Here is a 16,347-nt window from a genome sequence, read left to right as displayed (position 1 = left end):
GCTTCACATTCCAGCGCGGCTTAAAAGCTCCCCCCCTTCTTTGCCTGCAGTCGAGGCTCCCGCGCTCCTGGTTTTACCCCTTACGGAGGTTTTCATGGGCGCAGTTCCGAGCCACGCGTTCGTCCGCACTCTCGACGATGCGATCCTGCCCGACCTGTGGCGTCGGCGTACCCAGTTGTCCGCCGATGAAATGGTGTCGATGGTCGATCTGGTCAAGCGGGCGCTGCGCACCTATCACCCGTTGGAATTGCAGGCGCTCGGCGACGACAAGGAAGAACTGGTCGCGCAGTTCATCTACTCGAAAGTACTGCGCCTCGCGCCCGGCCACACGGAAACCAATGCCTGCGCCGACAGCGCGCCGTCCAACGGCTACGCACTGTGCGCGTATTTTCGCCGTTACCTGATCGACTGCCTGCGCAGCGCCTGCCATCAACGCAACGTGTCGATGGAAAACGAAGGCATGGCGCAGGAAATCGATCTGCACGCGCAAGCGCTGGAAGACCCCGTCGAAAGCGTGTTGCTGCAATACGGCCTCGACGAGCAACGCGTGCGGCTCGCGGCGCGCACCTTTATCGACAGCCTCGACGAGCCGGAGCGTATCGTGCTGGCCGGCAGCCTCGGCTGGTGCTCGGAAGGAAAAGGCGGCCTGTCGGCAGTCGCTGCTCAGCATCGTGTGCCCTCGTATCACTATCGCGCCGTCAAACTTGGCGTCACCATGAAAAAGACGGCCGGCGCCGACGAATTTTCCAATACCAAGATCGGCCGCTGGCTGATCGACGTGCTCGGCATCGAGATCGACATCGAGAATCGCGAGGCGATTCTGCTCGCGTTGAACCTGCTCGCCGCCGAATCGAGTGACAGCGAAATGAATGAAGTAGCCGCCTAATAGCGCATCCGCACACTGGCGTGGGCCGCCGGCGGCTTTTTTCCTTCAGGAAGTCGAGCACGCCGCACGCATAGCCCGCGCGCCACGTACGATGCGCCTTTTTTTGTCTTCGCGCACCGCCTACGATAAAAAAGCCTTAGCCGCACACCGTCTTCCTTCCGAAGTCCGGGTTCCCCCACCCGGCATCCCATTCCTGACGAGGTGGTCTTAATGAACCGCTTATCGAGCGCCCTGACGGCGATGCAATCGCATTACGAGGTGGTGGTAGTAGGTTCGGGTTATGGCGGTGCGATTGCCGCGAGCCGCATGGCACGCGCCGGCCAAAGCGTGTGCGTGCTGGAACGCGGGCGCGAATTCATGGCCGGCGACTATCCGCGCACGCCCATCGAAGGCGCGGCGCAGATGCAATACAACACCGCCCTCGCGCAAATCGGCTCGCCGCTCGCGCTGCTCGAAGTGCATGTGAATGAAGATGTGAATGCGGTGGTGGGCTGCGGACTGGGCGGCACGTCGCTGATCAACGCGAACGTCGCGCTCGAAGCCGAGCCGCGGTTATGGAATGACGACCGCTGGCCCGCCGCGCTGCGCGCCGACAAGGCGGGACGCGACAAGGGCTACGAACTTGCGCGCGCCATGCTGCAGCCGTCGCCGGTGTCGGGCGATTTCCTGCAGTTGCCGAAACTGCAGGCGCTCAAAAAATCCGCGCAGGCACTCGGCATGGAAGATCGTTTTTACCCCCCGCCGGTCACCGTCACCTTCAAGGACTGCATCAACGCGGCGGGCGTCGAGCAGAAAGCCTGCGTCGGATGCGGCGATTGCAACTCGGGCTGCAACTACGACGCGAAAAATTCGACGCACATGAACTATCTGCCCGATGCGGTCGCGCACGGCGCACATATTTTCACGGGCACGGCGGTGCATTCGGTGTTGCGCGACGCAGCCACGCAAAAGTGGATCGTGCGCTTTCAGGAGGTGAAGCTGGGCCGCGAGAGTTATGACGCGCCGGATCTGTTCGTGAGCGCCGATATCGTCATCGTGTCGGCCGGCACGATCGGTTCGAGCGCCCTGCTGTTGCGCTCGCGTGAGGCGGGGCTGACCGTTTCGAGCATGCTCGGCAAACACTTCACCGGGAACGGCGACGTCCTGGCCTTCGCGTACAACACAGACGAGGTGATCAACGGCGTCGGCTGGGGTGCGCACCTGAAGGGCGACATTCCGCCGGTCGGACCGACCATTACCGGCATCATCGACCACCGCAACACCCCTGACGTGAAAGACGGCTTCGTGATCGAAGAAGGTTCGCTCGCCGGGCCGATCGGCGCCGCGATGGTGGCCCTGCTCGGCGGCGTTGCTCCATTCGAAGGCGTCGATATTCCCGCGCCGCACGCAGCCGGGGAACGCCCCGGCTACGACGCGCGCGTGATCGAAAGCTTCCTGCGCGGCCCCTATCACGGCGCCCTCAACCACACGCAAGCCTATCTGGTTATGGCGCATGACGACGAAAGCGGCCAGATCAGCGTGAATGACAAAGGCAGGGCGCGCATCGACTGGCCGAACGCCGGTAAGCAACCGATCTACAGTACCGTCGAAGAAACGCTTGAGAAGTCGCAGGCACCGCTGGGCGGCAAATATGTGCGCAATCCGATTTCGACCAACCTGCTCAAGAACCGCACCGTCACCGTGCATCCGCTCGGCGGCTGCGGGATGGGCGAAGATGCGGAGCGCGGCGTCGTCGACCAGCAGGGGCGAGTTTTCAGCGGCACGACGGGTAATGCGGTGCACGACGGCCTGTATGTGATGGATGGCGCGGTCATGCCGATGTCGCTCGGCGTCAATCCGCTGTTGACCATTTCCGCGCTTGCGGAACGCAATTGCGCGCTGCTCGCAAACGCGCGAGGCTGGACGATCGACTACATGTCCAAGGGAACCGCCGCGACGCCCTTGCCGCAACAGATCGGCCTGCGCTTCACCGAAACGATGATCGGCACCTTTACGCCGGCCGTTGTGGGCGAAGTCGCCAACAGTCCGATTGAATTCACGCTGACCGTCGAATCGGACGATCTGGCCGATATGCTCAGCAATCCGCAACATCTGGCTCACACCACCGGCACGCTGACTTGCCCCGCGCTCTCCGCGCAACCCATGACGATCACCAACGGCACCTTCAACCTGTTCGTGGTCAACGAATCGGACGTGGACGAGCGCAACATGAATTACCGCATGACGCTCAATTCCATCGAAGGCAAACCGTACTACCTGAGCGGACAGAAGATCATCACGCGTACGTCGCCAATCAATCTGTGGGAGCAGACCAACACGCTCTACGCCGAAATCCGCGCGTCGGAAGAAGCAGATGCGCCGGCGATCGGCAAAGCAACGCTGATCATCACGCCCGAGAATTTCCTCAAACAGCAACGCACGCTTGAAGTCACCAACACGCCCGATCTGACAACGCGTCTTGAATGGACCCTGAAGTTCGGCAAGTTTTTCGCGGGCGTGTTGTTCACCGAATATGGCGGCGTGGCCGCGCCTTTACAGTTTTATGACCCGACAACGCCGCCGCGTCTGAAGCGTGCACTGCGCGCGCCCGTGCCGCAAGTGGTCTTCTTCGACACGCCCGACGGGACCACGCTGCGACTCACGCGCTACGCCGGGCCGTCCGACAAACCGCTGCGTCCCGTGCTGCTGATTCACGGTTCGGGCGTATCGAGCCGGATCTATTCCACCGATCTGATCGCAACCAACCTGGTGGAATTTCTCTGTACGGCCGGCTACGACGTATGGCTCGTCGATCTGCGCGTCAGCATCGAAATGCCGAGCGTGCTGGTGCCGACCAATGTCGACAAGGTCGCTCGCGAGGACATTACGAGCGCGGTCGCCAAAGTGCGGGAGTTGACCGGTGTGCCGGACATTCAGGCGCTGGGCCATTGCATGGGTGGAATGGCACTGACCATGTCGCTGTTATACGGCCTCAAGGGTGTGCGTTCGGCAGTCATATCGCAGGTCTCGGCACACCCGGTGCCGGGCACCCTGGAAAAGATCAAGTGCGGGTTGCACGTGCCGGACATCATGAGGCATCTCGGCGTACTCGATCTGACCGCATTTACGGAGCACAGGTCGTGGCCCCAGAACCTGCTCGATGAAGCGTTGCGGCTCTACCCGCTCAATCACAAGCAGGGTTGCGGCAGCCCGATCTGTCACCGGGCGACCTTCCTGTACGGCCTGCTCTACGAACATGGACAATTGAGCGAGACGCTTCACTCGAACCTGCAGGAATTGTTCGGCGTACACGACGTCGAGGTGTTCAAGCATCTGGCCGCCATGGTACGAGCGGGCAAGGTCGTCGATGCCCAAGGCGATGACGTTTACCTGACGGGCACGGACGGCATGAAAGGTCTGGAGGGCATGCGCCTGCCGATCGGTTTCATCCACGGCGAAAAAAACGAAACCTATCTACCGAAGAGTACCGAGCTCACGTACGACATGCTGGTCGAGCACTTCCCTGAGCAGCCTTACGAGCGGCATCTGATTCCCGGCTACGGCCACATCGACTGTATCTTCGGCAAAGACGCGGCGGTGGATGTCTATCCGCTGATTGCGCGGTATCTGAATGCGCATTGACGCAGGCTGAGGGCAGCGTCGCCACAGGATCGAAAAACCCGCGGGCGCGTGCATGGATCACGCGCCGCTCGCTGTTCCAGCGTCGGTCCAGGTATGGTATCCAGTAAACACGACGCATCGCATCCACATTGCCTTGAGAAACAGAATCGGCCCCCTCCTTCGATATACGCCAGGCTGAGGGGCTTCACACGTCAAAGCGATTTCACTAAAAACTATGCAACAGTTGACCTTCGGGGCCTGCGTCAAGAAAGGATGGATCAGTTCGTGGCAAGCCGTTACGCAGATGCCCTGGTTGTTCCTGGGCGTTTGTGCGGTACTGGCCTGCACGTCGCTGCTGGGCCGCCCGCACCCTGTCACCACGGCCGCCGACGGTGTCGACGCGATGGCGCGTCTCGGCCAGGGGCTCCAGCCACTCGTCTGGAGCGCACTGCAACTGGTGGTGGGTGGTACGCTAACCATCAAGGTCCATCGCTTCGTGCTGCTCGGCGAAGGCGTGCAGCCGCTCGTGCCGCTCAATGGCAAGCCACTCGGCCGCTACGCGCTGGTCTCGCTGACTGTCGTGCTGTCGATGCTGGTGTTTGCCGCTCTGGGTTACCTCGCCATGCGCGCTGTTCGGCTCGGTATCCTGATCTACCTGCCCATGCTGGTGATCTACCTGTTCGTCACCATGCGGTTGATCCTGCTCTATCCGTCCATTGCGCTCGGTAGCAGGTTCGCATTGCGCGCCGCCTGGAAAGACAGCCGCGGGCACGTGTGGAGCATGATCGGCGTGGGCTTCGTCACGTATTTGCCGCTCTTCGTGCTGAGCGCCATTTTCCTCGTCTTTGCCAGCCCCAAGATGCAGGCCGCACAACAGACCCAGACCGTGGCCGTCATTGCGATCGTTCAGGCGCTGTTGAATGCTGTGTTCATCGTGTTCGCGGCGGCCTCGCTGTCATGGCTCTACCGCCGTTACGCCAGCGAACTGCTGACGCACGCCGTAGACGCGCCGCAGTAAATCGCGCGGCACGTCCTGCTCAAAACAGCTTGCCCGGATTCAGAATGCCGTGCGGGTCCAGCGCATGTTTGATGGCGACCATGCTGGCCAACTCAGCAGGCGAGCGCGAGATCGGCAAGAACTCGCGCTTGAGCAAACCGATCCCGTGTTCCGCCGACACCGAACCGTGCAACGGGCCCAGCATCTCATAGACGAACGCATACACCGCACGGTGATCGACGCCGGGGATCGAATGGCCGTCGACGGTGACATGCAGATTCGAATCGCCGATATGCCCGAAGAAATACGACGCGTTGCCCGGCCAGCGCTGATCGAGCGCCGCGCGGCAGCGGTCGACGAAAGCGCCGATCTCGCTGATCGGCAAGCTCACGTCGAAATTGATCGCATCCAGCCGCACAGGAAACTCGGCGGTGCATTCGCGAATCGCCCATAACGCGCGTACGTCGGCCACCGATTGCGCAATCACCGCGTCGCGAATCGCTTCTGAATCGAGCGCGTCGGTCAGCGCGGCGGAGAAGCGTTCGCCGTCGTCGCTTGCGTCGAAACTCGCGTGTTCGATCAGGGCATAGAGCGGGTGCGAGTCGGCGAACGGCGAGCGGGTACCCGTCAGTGTCACGCCGAAATCGTAGAAATCCGGCCACATGATCTCGAACGCGCCGATGTCGTTGCCAAAGCGCGTCGACAGGCGGCGCAGCAGGTTCACAGCTGCGCCGTAACCGTCGAGCGCAACGAGCGCCGTATGGCGCGACGCGCGCGGAGGATGGAGTCGCAGCACCGCGCGCGTGATCACGCCGAGCGTGCCTTCCGAACCGATGAACCAGTGTTTCAGGTCGTAGCCGGTGTTGTTCTTGACCATCTTGCCGAGCGACGTCAGCACGTCGCCATTGGCGAGCACGACTTCGAGCCCAAGCACCTGGTCGCGCGCGGTACCCGACTGGATCACGCGATTGCCGCCTGCGTTGGTCGCCAGATTGCCGCCGATCTGGCACGAGCCGCGTGCGCCGAGATCGAGGGTGAGTTCGAAGCCCGCTTCAGCGGCGGCTTCCTGTGCGGTTTGCAAGGTGGTGCCGGCGCGCACGGTTAGCGTGGCCGAGGCTGCGTCGATTTCTTCGATGCCGATGAGTCGTTCGAGCGACAGCGCGATATCGGTCGCACGCGCAATCGCGCCGCCCGCGAGACCGGTCATGCCACCCTGCGGCACCACCGGTTGATGCGCCGCGTGGCAAATGGCCAGCGCGCGCGAGACGTCTTCCGTGCTGCGCGGCAGAAGCAGCGCGGCGGGACGCGTCGGATCGTGGCGCGTCCAGTCGGTCATCGCGCGTTCGCCGATCTGCTCGCCGACGCGCACCGCGTCGGCACCGAGCGCGGCACGCAGCGCGTCGAGTGTTGCGGAAAGCGGCGCCGCGCGGTGGGTTGCGTCGCTGCCTGCGCGACTCACTACGCCGTCTGCCGAATTGTTATCTGTCATGCAGTGGTTCCTTGCGTTCCTTCAACTGCCGCTTTCTTCCGATAACCCATCGAATCGTTGATCCGCCCGAGGATGTAGTCACCCGCGGCGACCGGTTGGTATTTGAGGTCGGCTTCGCCCGTACCGAGCTCACGCGGATCGACCGTCGCACCGTAGGTGGGATCATAGAACGTCGCGATTGAATAGCGCTCGCGCCCTGACGCATTGATCACGCGATGCAAGGTGGAACGGAAGCGGTCATTGGTCCAGCGCGCCAGCAGATCGCCGACATTCACGACGAAGCTGCCTTCAATCGGCGGCGCATCGACCCACGTATCGTTGGCGATCTCACGCACCTGCAAGCCGCCCACCTGATCCTGCCACAGCAAGGTAATGCAGCCGTAGTCGGTATGCGGCGCAACGCCGAACTGATCCGCGTCCGACTGGGGCGGCTGCGGCGGATAGTAGACCATCTGCGTGCGCTGCATCCGCTTCGTATAACGCGGCGCGAAAAAATGCTCATCGACGCCGAGGCTCAGCGCCACCGCCCGCAGCAGATCGGCGCCGCATGCGGCGACCGCTTCGTAATAACCGTAAAGCGCAGGCCGCAGCTCAGGCATGAAATCCGGCCAGTTGTTCGGCCCACGCAGCGCCTGGCCCGCGCGCACATCGGGATCGTCCTCAGGCAACTCGAGGCCGATGCTGAAGAACTCCTTGTAGTCGGGGCGCCTGGCCTGATACATGGTGGCGTCGCCGAGCGCGTTGAAACCTCGATGCCTTTGATTGACCGCCGCGCGCCGCTTCGTCTCCACCGGAAACGCAAAGAACGTGCGTGCGGCCTGTTCGGCTGCATCGATTGCCGCTTGCGGCACACCGTGATTCACGATGTAGAAGAAGCCGATCGTCGTGCACGCTTCGCGGATTTCGTGCGCCACGCGCGTCAAAGCCTGCGGGTCGCCGGCGCGCACGCCGGCAAGATCGATGATCGGAATGCGGGTCACGGGCATTGCATTGCTCCCTGAAAAGCCGGCCAATTCAACTGACGAAAGAGGCGTCCAGATGACTCGCGACAAATTCGCGCGCCTCGTGCATCCCAGTTGTATATACCGCCAAAAGCGCACTCGCAAGTTGCTTCGCGTGGCTTTACGTAAGGGCTTTTCTCTACTCGCGCGTTTATTTATTTCGCACGAAAACTGCGGTATATACTGCCTCGCATGACTCGCGCAGGGCTTCCCTGACGAACCGCCTTCGCGCGACACCGCTTTGCCAACCGGAGAATCCCATGAGCATCCTTGCAGGCTGGAAGTGTCGTTTGGTCATGCTGGCGCTGTGCGCCGCAAGCGTCACCGCCCACGCGGAAGACCAGCTCGCCAAAGTGAAAAAAGCAGGCGAGCTGGTAGTCGGCACCGAGATGCAGTTCGCGCCCTTCGACTTCCTTGAAAACGGCCAGCAAGCGGGCTTCAATAAGGATCTGTTCGCCGAGGTCGGCAAGGAATTGGGCGTGAAGGTGCGCTTCATCGACTTGCCGTGGCCGAGCGTGCTGCCGGGTCTCGAAGCCGGCAAGTTCGACATGGTGGGCGGCCCGCTAACGGTCACCAAAGCGCGCATGGAACGCTACACGTACACCCTGCCGATCGCGGACGCCACCGACGCGCTGCTCAAGCGAGCCAACGACGCCTCCGTCAAGCAATCGTCGGATATCGCCGGCAAGACTGTCGGCGCGGGCAAAGGCTCGGCCCAGCTCGACCAGTTGAAGGCCTACGTGGCCACCTTGCCGAAGCCGCCTGAAATCCGCGAATACGTCGACAACAATCAGGCTTATGCCGATCTCGCCGCCGGCCGTATCGCGGCGGTCGCGAACTCGATGACCAACATCGCGTACGTCGCCAAGCAACGCCCCGAAGCCTTCGCCGTGGTACAGCCGCCGTTCGGCGCGAAAGTGTACTTTGCCTACTGCCTGCGTAAAGATGCGGACAGCAAGCCGCTCGCCGACGCCTTCAACGCCGCGCTCGTGAAAATGCACAATGACGGGCGTCTCGCTACCTTGCAGAAAAAGTGGTTCGGTGTCGCAATGGATGCGCCGACCACGATGCCCGCGCCGAACTATTGATGCCCTGACGCAGCGATGCATCTGATGTTTTGCAGCACACGTTCATGATGTTTGCGATGCGGACGTTTCGACGAGCCGCATCGCCCTCCCCGTTCTAGCGAGTGCGACGCTTATGTTCAGCACAACCGTCTTTCTCCAGGGTTTACCGCTGCTGCTGCACGCGGCGCTCGCCACGATCGGCATTTCGCTGACAGGTCTCCTGATCGGTTTCTTCGTCGCGATCGGCGTGTGCGCTGCGCGCCTCTCCCCAAAGCGCTCCGCGCGCATGTTTGGCGGCGCCTATGTGTTCTTTTTCCGCGGCGTGCCGATGCTGGTGCAACTGCTGCTGGTGTACTACCTGCTGCCGTTCGCCGGCATCAATGTCTCGCCCATCGTCGCGGCGGTGAGCGCCGTGTCGTTGTGTTCCGCTGCCTATATCGCCGAGATTCTGCGCGGCGGTTTCCTCAGTATTCCGTCGGGTCATATCGAAGCCGCGCGCATGCTCGGGCTTTCACCGTTCGATATGCTGCGACGCATTCTGGTGCCGCAGGCGTTCCGGCTGACGTTGCCTTCGCTCGTCAATGAAATGGTGCTGCTGATCAAGGCTTCGTCGCTGATTTCGGTGGTGGGTGTGGCCGAGTTGACGCGCACCGCGCAGAACATTGCCGCCAGTACCTATCGGCCGCTCGAAGCCTACGTTGCCGCCGGGCTGATTTATTTCGTGATCTGCGGAAGCCTGGCGCTTGTCGCGCACGCCGCCGAATATCGTTTGCAGCACGCCTGACCGACCCTGAGCTTGACATTGAAATAAGCCATGCAAAAGCTCGACCCCACCGTCATCACGCACAACCTGCAGCCCATCGCCGCCGGTCTCGCGACCACGCTCGGCACCTGGGCCGCGGGCGTGGCAATCGGCATCCTGATCGGCTTTCTGATCGCCGTGCTCCAGCTTTTTTGCGGACGCTGGGTGCGCGGCGTATTGCGCTTCTATATCGAGCTATTTCGCGGCACGCCATTTCTGGTGCAACTGTTTCTGCTGTATTACGGCGGCCCGTCCTTCGGCCTCACACTCGAACCGATAACGGCCGGCGTGCTCGGTTTGGGCCTCTATGGCAGCGCGTATTTCGCCGAAGCCTTCCGCTCGGGTTTTCAATCCGTGCCACCGGGCCATCTCGAAGCGGCGTCATGTCTCGGACTCACCCGCTGGCAAGCCGTCTTGCGCATTCAGGTGCCGCAAATGCTGGTGCTGATCGTGCCCGCGCTGACCAATCTGATTATCGTTCTGAGCAAGGAAACCGCGGTGCTATCGATCGTCACGGTCCCCGAGCTCACGTTCGTACTGACCGGCATCGGTTCGGCCACGTTCGCTTTCGTCGAAACGCTGCTGGTGCTGTGCGTATGCTATCTCGCGCTGGTCGAACTGACGTCGCGCGTGGGCATGTGGGCTGAAACCCGCATCGCGCGCTTCATGGCATGAACGGAAATCCAGACCACCCTATGAACGCAATCGCCGACATGCCCTCTTCCGCGACCACCACCGCCCTCGCTACGCCGCCCGGCGCGCCGCTGATCGAGGTGCGCGACCTGAAGAAACGCTTCGGCGAAGTCGAAGTGCTGCGCGGCGTCGATCTCGAGATCGCCCGCTCCGAAGTGGTCTGCATCATCGGTCCCTCGGGCTCGGGCAAGAGCACGCTGCTTCGCTGCCTCGCCGCGCTCGAAACCTACGATCAAGGCGATGTGCGCATCGAAGGCGAACTGCTCGGCTATAGCGAGCGCAATGGAAAACGCGGGCGGGCGTCGCAAAGCGAGATCAATCGCGTGCGGCGCAACGTCGGCATGGTATTTCAGCAATTCAATCTATGGCCGCACATGACGGCGCTCGGCAATGTGATGGAGTCATTGCTGCGTGTGCGCCATCTGTCGCGTGAGGAAGCGCGCCGCCGCGCCAACGCGATGCTGGAAACAGTCGGCCTGGCGCACAAGGGCGATGCCTACCCGTCGAAACTTTCCGGCGGCCAGCAGCAGCGCGTTGCAATTGCACGCGCGCTGGCGATGGAGCCACACATCATGCTGTTCGACGAGCCGACCTCGGCGCTCGATCCCGAGCTGGTCGGCGAAGTGCTGCAGGTCATGAAGCAGCTCGCGCGCGACGGCATGACGATGGCCGTGGTCACGCACGAAATGGGCTTTGCCGCGCAGGTCGCCGACAAGGTGATGTTCATCGACCAGGGGCGCATCGCCGTGCAAGGCAAGCCGCGCGAAGTCTTTCATGACGAAGGACAGCCACGTTTGCGGCAGTTCCTGCAAAACTACTTCGACCGCAATGCGTTCTGGACGCGCGGTCCTGACGATGTGGAGCCGGTATGAATCTGCACCCGTGCTCGCCTGGTTGGCCTGGTTCGCGTGATTTGTCCGTTTCGCGCGGACAGTAACGCTAGGGCCGCCGATGTCCTCCACCGTTCGCAGCAAAGCTCACGACCATCCGTCTGCCGTGGCGATAAAAGCCACGCGCATGGCTAACGACGCACCGGCCGCCCGCTACGAACAGGTTAAAAACCACATCCGCCAGATTATCGAATCGGGTGCACGGCAAGCGGGTGAACGTCTGCCGTCCGAGCTGGACCTGGTCGCGACACTCGGCGTATCGCGCATGACGGTGAATCGCGCGCTGCGCGAACTTGCCGACGAAGGTCTCGTCACCCGCGTGTCCGGCGTCGGCACTTTTGTCGCGCAAAGCAAGCCGCAATCGACACTGCTGATGATCGCCCATATCGGCGACGAGATCCGTTCGCGGGGTCATGAATACAGCTACGACTCGGTCCTTTCGCAACGCGAAACCGCACCCGTGACGGTGTCGAACGCCTTAGGGCTTGCACCCGGCGCTTCGGTGTTTCATGTGATTTGCGTGCATCGCGAGAACGGTTTGCCGGTGCAGCTCGAAGACCGTTACGTCAATCCGGTTACGGCACCTGACTTCCTCAAGCAGGATTTCTCCACGACGAGGCCGTCGGAATATCTGTTCGAGACCGTCCCGGCGCACGACGTCGAGCATATCGTCGACGCGGGCCTGCCGACACGTGCCGAAGCCGAGTTGCTGGAAATACGTGTCGATGAACCGTGCCTGACGCTGATGCGCCGCACATGGACAAGCGGCGTTGCGGTCACGTTCGCGCGTTTTGTGCATCCGGGCTCACGGTACCGGCTGGGGTGCCGGTTCACGCCGGATCTGTCGCAGCGCCAGGGCTAGCGGCGCGAACGCCGTGCCCTCACCCGCGTCTTGCCACTCACACGTTGCCCGCCAGATGGAAACGCGATGCCGGATGCCACAACTGCACCGACGTCGCCACATCGTCACCAACCCATGTACGGCGCCACAGCTGCAAGCAGGGCTCGCCGATATCCATCATCAGATGCCGCCGCACATACGCGTCGGGCTTCTGCGCATAGATGCGAAACTCCGCGCGCTGGATCGGCGCGAGCCGCACCATGTAGTGATTCGGCGTCTCGACGGTGAAGTCCTGCTGCAGGTAGTCGGGAAATACCTTCGGATTGACGTAACGATCCTCATACTGAATCGGCTCGCCCTCTTCGCTGTGCACGATGCACGAGTGAAACGCCGGGCCGCCGGCGAGACCGAGCGCTTCGAGCGCGTGCGGATCGTCGCTGGGTTCGAGCGTCAGCACACGCGCTGAATGGCGATGGCCACGCGCGGCGATTTCGTCGGCGATATTGCGGATTTCAAGCACCGTCGATTCGTAGCGTTGCGGCGCGACGAATGTGCCGGAGCCTTGCACACGCGTTAGCACGCGGTCGGTGGTGAGTTCACGCAGCGCGCGCGATACCGTCATGCGCGCGACGCCGAATTCCTTGACCAGCTCCGTTTCGGATGGGATCAAGCCGCCTGGCTTCCAGTCCCCTTCGCTAATGCGCCTGATCACATAGCGCTTGATCTGCTCATAGGCGGGCATCGCCTTGGCGGGTGTCTCATGGGTACGATCAGGGCGGCCCTGCGTGTCTGCGGTTTGCGCGTTTGTAATAGTGTTCACGTCGACCTCGTGGGTGGTACGCGGATGGTACACGGGTGGTACACGTCAGGCCGGTTCACCGGCGGGTAAGCCCGCTCACCGGCGTTGTCTCCATTATTCCTGGTCCTGCAACTCAAGCCCTGCAACTCAAGCCCGGCAGCTGAATCCTTCAACCTGCATGGGCAGCCGCCCGGCCATCGTTGACCGCCGGGTCGGCGCCGAGCTTGCCCGTAACGGCAACACTCGCCAATGCGGCAAGACCTGCGCCGCCGACTGAAGCGTCCAGCCCGGGCCGGATATTACCCGGGTTTGGCAGCGGCGGCGGTGTTTCATCGGCGATCAGGCGAAACGCAATTGTCATATCGTCCGCAAGCGGCCGGTCGTCGCGATAGGTCGACACGGCACGGCGCACGCGCTGCCAGAGCGCGTCAGTATGCGGTGCGCGCGGTGCATCGATGCTTTGCAGATCGTAGGCCTGCGCAGCCGCCAGCAATTCAATCGAAACGATGCGCCCGGCGTTGTCGATGATCTCCAGCGCTTTCAGCGCAGCGGGCGTGGCGTGGCACAGGTGGTCCTCCTGCAGGCCGGACGTGATGCCGCCATCGAGACTCGCGGGCATCGCAAGGCGGCGGTTCTGCGCGACGAGCGAGGCCGCCGTGTACTGCGCGATCATGAAGCCGGAACAGGTGCCGCCCGGCTCCGCGAGAAACGCCGGCAAGCCGCTCACGAGCGGATTGACGAGGCGGTCGAGGCGCCGCTCGGCCATTGCCGCGACTTGTGCGATCGCGGTGGCGAGGCTGTCCATCGCCAGTGCGATCGAGGCGCCCACCGCGTGCGCCTGTGAATAGACGCGCGGGTTTTCCGGCGTGCCGGCGACGATCGGGTTGTCGGTAATCGAAGCGAGTTCGCGGTTGAGCACTTCGGCGGTCGCGTCCAGCACGTCGCGCGCGGCGCCATGCACGTGCGGAATGGTCCGCAAGCTCAACGGGTCTTGCGTGCGCTGGCCGACCACCGCAGCGAGGATGCCGCTGTCTGCGAGCGCCGTGCGCATCCGTTCGCCGACCAGGTTCAGGCCGGGCGAGATGCGCAATGCTAGCGATTCGGCATCGAACGCGGCGAGCTGGCCACGCAGATTCTCGAAGCTCATCGCGGCAACCACGTCGCACCAGTTGAGCAGTCGCTCGGCGCGCGCCAATGCCAACGCCGCGAGACCTGTCACGCATGGCGTGCCATTGACGAGGCTGAGGCCTTCCTTGGCTTCGAGCACGAGTGGTTCGAGCCCGAGCATCTGCAACGCGTCGCGCCCTTTGAGCCGTTCCCCGCGATAGCGCACATGACCTTCGCCGATGCATACCAGCGCAATATGCGCCATATGGCTCAGATAACCGACCGAGCCGAACGTCGGCACTTCGGGCAGGCAATCGGCGTTGATCAACGCGACGAGCCGGTCGGCGACTTCGAGGCGAATTCCCGAATGTCCGTGTGCATAATTGTTGACGGCCGCCACCATGATCGCGCGCGTTTCAGCCGTACCCAGCGGCACGCCGACGCCGACTGCATGGCTCATCAGGATGTTGCGCGACAGCGTATGCTGCTCGGCCGGCGACACGATCACGTCACACAATGCACCGACGCCGGTATTCACGCCATACGCGCGAATGCCGCGCGCGACGATCTGCTCGACCAGCTCGCGCGACGCAGCGATCCGTGCACGCGAAGTAGCGGAAAGCTCAAGCGGCTCGCTGGAAGCAACCGCTGCAACCTGATGCCAGTTGAGGGAACAATCGGAACGGATCACGGCCATGATAGTGCGCTGCCCGGTGAAGTGAAGAGGTGGTGACCAGCGTGTGCCGGTCAGTTAGTTAGTCGTGCGATCCTGGTGGCTCGACACGAATTGGCGGAAGCGGTCCGACTTGCATTCGACGAACACTTCGTCTGGTGTACCGTCGGCTTCTACCTGACCTTGATGCAGGAACATCACGCGATTCGACACATGGCGCGCGAACCCCATCTCGTGCGTGACGACCAGCATCGTGCGGCCTTCTTCGGCGAGCGACCGCATCACACGCAGCACTTCGCCGACCAGTTCGGGGTCGAGCGCCGAAGTCGGTTCGTCGAACAGCATGACCTTGGGATGCATTGCCAAAGCACGCGCGATCGCCACGCGTTGCTGCTGACCGCCGGACAGATGCGCCGGATAGTGACCGCGTTTTTCCGCGAGACCGACTTTCGCGAGCAGCGCTTCCGCTTCTTCAACCGATTCGGCGCGGCTGCGCTTTTGTACCCGCATCGGCCCTTCGATCAGATTCTCCAGCACGGTCATATGCGACCAGAGATTGAAGTTCTGAAACACCATGCCGAGTTGCGAGCGCACACGATCCACCTGGCGGCGGTCGCTGGGATGCAGCTTGCCGTCGCCGCGCCGCTTCATTTTCAGCTCTTCGCCGCCGAGCGCCACCGAGCCGTCATCCGGCGTTTCGAGCAGATTCAGGCAGCGCAGAAACGTGCTCTTGCCGGAGCCGCTCGCGCCGAGAATCGAAATCACGTCGCCTTGATGGGCGTCGAGCGAAATGCCTTTGAGCACGTGGTGGTCGCCGAACGACTTATGGATGTTCTTGACCGACAGTGCAACAGGTGCCGTAGCGTTCATGGGATTCTCCAGATTCTGCAAGATGTGCAATCGTTCAGGGCGCGGCGCGGCGTGCTTCGGTCGTGGCCGAAACCGGCCGGCTCGGCGAGCTTTGCGTGGGCGCCGTACGCAGATGGCGCGACAGACGTATCTCAAGGAAACCGAGCAAACGCACGATGACGAAATTCAGGAACAGATAGATCAACGCGGCGCAGATGAATACTTCCGTGGTGCGGTACGTTTGCTGAATGATCTGCTGCGCGACACCGGTCACTTCCCACACGGTGACAAGACTGGCGAGCGCGGTCGATTTGACGAGCAGCACGGCCTCTGTCGAATACGCGGGCAAACACTGGCGCAAAGCAATCGGACCGATCACGCGGCGCAGCAGCGCGAAACCCGACAGGCCGATCGAATAACCCGCCTCGATCTGACCGACCGGCACAGCCATCAAACCACCGCGGATAATCTCGGCGGTATATCCGGCGGTGCACAGCGCCAACGACAAAACCGCGCACATGTACGGCTCGCGCAACACCGGCCACAGGAAGCTCTCGCGAATCACGCCGAACTGGCCCATGCCGTAGTAGACGAGGAACATCTGGATCAACAGCGGCGAGCCGCGGAATATGAGGATATAAGCACGCGCGAAG

At 62.4% G+C, this 16,347-nt stretch carries 14 protein-coding genes; 8 read left to right on the top strand and 6 right to left on the bottom strand.

The window, feature by feature from the left end; translation table 11 throughout:
• The first annotated feature begins 94 nt into the window (after positions 1 to 94).
• From VFE81_RS17500 to VFE81_RS17490, 3 genes are all read left to right on the top strand, one after another.
• The gene (locus VFE81_RS17500) at positions 95 to 886 is read left to right on the top strand and encodes a hypothetical protein (protein ID WP_325045800.1); all 792 of its coding nucleotides are present in this window, start codon (positions 95 to 97) and stop codon (positions 884 to 886) included.
• A 210-nt stretch (positions 887 to 1,096) separates the two neighbouring features.
• Entirely contained in the window at positions 1,097 to 4,507 is a 3,411-nt protein-coding gene (locus tag VFE81_RS17495) for an alpha/beta fold hydrolase (protein ID WP_325045799.1), read from the top strand.
• A gap of 214 nt (positions 4,508 to 4,721) precedes the next feature.
• Positions 4,722 to 5,504 (top strand): hypothetical protein, encoded by a 783-nt coding sequence (locus tag VFE81_RS17490; RefSeq protein WP_325045798.1) that lies wholly within the window; start codon positions 4,722 to 4,724, stop codon positions 5,502 to 5,504.
• 19 nt (positions 5,505 to 5,523) lie between these two features.
• Here the strand turns inward: VFE81_RS17490 and VFE81_RS17485 are convergent, their stop codons facing one another.
• Positions 5,524 to 6,972: an FAD-binding oxidoreductase gene (locus VFE81_RS17485; RefSeq protein ID WP_325045797.1), complete on the bottom strand. Its 1,449-nt coding sequence runs from the start codon at positions 6,970 to 6,972 to the stop codon at positions 5,524 to 5,526.
• A complete protein-coding gene (locus VFE81_RS17480) occupies positions 6,969 to 7,958 on the bottom strand; it encodes an isopenicillin N synthase family dioxygenase (protein WP_325045796.1) in 990 nt (329 codons plus the stop codon). Before VFE81_RS17480 ends, VFE81_RS17485 begins: the two co-directional genes overlap by 4 nt.
• 275 nt (positions 7,959 to 8,233) lie before the next feature.
• Here VFE81_RS17480 and VFE81_RS17475 point away from each other — a divergent pair, with 275 nt between their 5' ends.
• The 5 genes from VFE81_RS17475 (at position 8,234) to hutC (VFE81_RS17455) (ending at position 12,287) form a co-directional block, all read left to right on the top strand.
• Positions 8,234 to 9,061, top strand: a complete 828-nt coding sequence (locus VFE81_RS17475) for a transporter substrate-binding domain-containing protein (protein ID WP_325045795.1) — start codon at positions 8,234 to 8,236, stop codon at positions 9,059 to 9,061.
• A gap of 112 nt (positions 9,062 to 9,173) precedes the next feature.
• Positions 9,174 to 9,824 (top strand): amino acid ABC transporter permease, encoded by a 651-nt coding sequence (locus VFE81_RS17470; RefSeq protein ID WP_325045794.1) that lies wholly within the window; start codon positions 9,174 to 9,176, stop codon positions 9,822 to 9,824.
• A 30-nt stretch (positions 9,825 to 9,854) separates the two neighbouring features.
• Positions 9,855 to 10,517 (top strand): amino acid ABC transporter permease, encoded by a 663-nt coding sequence (locus tag VFE81_RS17465; protein WP_325045793.1) that lies wholly within the window; start codon positions 9,855 to 9,857, stop codon positions 10,515 to 10,517.
• A gap of 20 nt (positions 10,518 to 10,537) precedes the next feature.
• Entirely contained in the window at positions 10,538 to 11,407 is an 870-nt protein-coding gene (locus VFE81_RS17460; protein ID WP_325045792.1) for an amino acid ABC transporter ATP-binding protein, read from the top strand.
• Positions 11,408 to 11,486: 79 nt separating this feature from the next.
• Entirely contained in the window at positions 11,487 to 12,287 is an 801-nt protein-coding gene (hutC, locus tag VFE81_RS17455) for a histidine utilization repressor (RefSeq protein ID WP_325045791.1), read from the top strand.
• 37 nt (positions 12,288 to 12,324) lie between these two features.
• On the opposite strand, the gene hutC (VFE81_RS17450) is transcribed toward hutC (VFE81_RS17455), so the two are convergent.
• The 4 genes from hutC (VFE81_RS17450) to VFE81_RS17435 form a co-directional block, all read right to left on the bottom strand.
• Entirely contained in the window at positions 12,325 to 13,008 is a 684-nt protein-coding gene (gene hutC, locus VFE81_RS17450; protein WP_325045801.1) for a histidine utilization repressor, read from the bottom strand.
• A 226-nt stretch (positions 13,009 to 13,234) separates the two neighbouring features.
• A complete protein-coding gene (locus VFE81_RS17445; RefSeq protein ID WP_325045790.1) occupies positions 13,235 to 14,869 on the bottom strand; it encodes a histidine ammonia-lyase in 1,635 nt (544 codons plus the stop codon).
• Between the two features lie 54 nt (positions 14,870 to 14,923).
• Complete coding sequence (locus tag VFE81_RS17440; protein WP_325045789.1) at positions 14,924 to 15,715, bottom strand: ABC transporter ATP-binding protein; 792 nt, start codon at positions 15,713 to 15,715, stop codon at positions 14,924 to 14,926.
• Positions 15,716 to 15,749: 34 nt separating this feature from the next.
• Positions 15,750 to 16,347 (bottom strand): ABC transporter permease (locus tag VFE81_RS17435; protein ID WP_325045788.1); only part of this gene is annotated, 598 nt, incomplete at its 5' end.

Origin of the sequence: Paraburkholderia sp., from assembly GCF_035656215.1 — a bacterium.
GTDB lineage: Bacteria > Pseudomonadota > Gammaproteobacteria > Burkholderiales > Burkholderiaceae > Paraburkholderia.
This window is presented reverse-complemented; position numbering and strand designations above follow the sequence as displayed.

What these genes read in the sequence shown, in the direction of transcription:
- VFE81_RS17475 (WP_325045795.1), top strand. Translation starts at nt 8,234, where the DNA reads ATGAGCATCCTTGCAGGCTGGAAGTGTCGTTTGGTCATGCTGGCGCTG.
- VFE81_RS17445 (WP_325045790.1), bottom strand. Translation starts at nt 14,869, where the DNA reads ATGGCCGTGATCCGTTCCGATTGTTCCCTCAACTGGCATCAGGTTGCA.
- VFE81_RS17460 (WP_325045792.1), top strand. Translation starts at nt 10,538, where the DNA reads ATGAACGCAATCGCCGACATGCCCTCTTCCGCGACCACCACCGCCCTC.
- hutC (WP_325045791.1), top strand. Translation starts at nt 11,487, where the DNA reads ATGTCCTCCACCGTTCGCAGCAAAGCTCACGACCATCCGTCTGCCGTG.
- VFE81_RS17480 (WP_325045796.1), bottom strand. Translation starts at nt 7,958, where the DNA reads ATGCCCGTGACCCGCATTCCGATCATCGATCTTGCCGGCGTGCGCGCC.
- VFE81_RS17440 (WP_325045789.1), bottom strand. Translation starts at nt 15,715, where the DNA reads ATGAACGCTACGGCACCTGTTGCACTGTCGGTCAAGAACATCCATAAG.
- VFE81_RS17490 (WP_325045798.1), top strand. Translation starts at nt 4,722, where the DNA reads ATGCAACAGTTGACCTTCGGGGCCTGCGTCAAGAAAGGATGGATCAGT.
- hutC (WP_325045801.1), bottom strand. Translation starts at nt 13,008, where the DNA reads ATGCCCGCCTATGAGCAGATCAAGCGCTATGTGATCAGGCGCATTAGC.
- VFE81_RS17465 (WP_325045793.1), top strand. Translation starts at nt 9,855, where the DNA reads ATGCAAAAGCTCGACCCCACCGTCATCACGCACAACCTGCAGCCCATC.
- VFE81_RS17495 (WP_325045799.1), top strand. Translation starts at nt 1,097, where the DNA reads ATGAACCGCTTATCGAGCGCCCTGACGGCGATGCAATCGCATTACGAG.
- VFE81_RS17485 (WP_325045797.1), bottom strand. Translation starts at nt 6,972, where the DNA reads ATGACAGATAACAATTCGGCAGACGGCGTAGTGAGTCGCGCAGGCAGC.
- VFE81_RS17500 (WP_325045800.1), top strand. Translation starts at nt 95, where the DNA reads ATGGGCGCAGTTCCGAGCCACGCGTTCGTCCGCACTCTCGACGATGCG.
- VFE81_RS17470 (WP_325045794.1), top strand. Translation starts at nt 9,174, where the DNA reads ATGTTCAGCACAACCGTCTTTCTCCAGGGTTTACCGCTGCTGCTGCAC.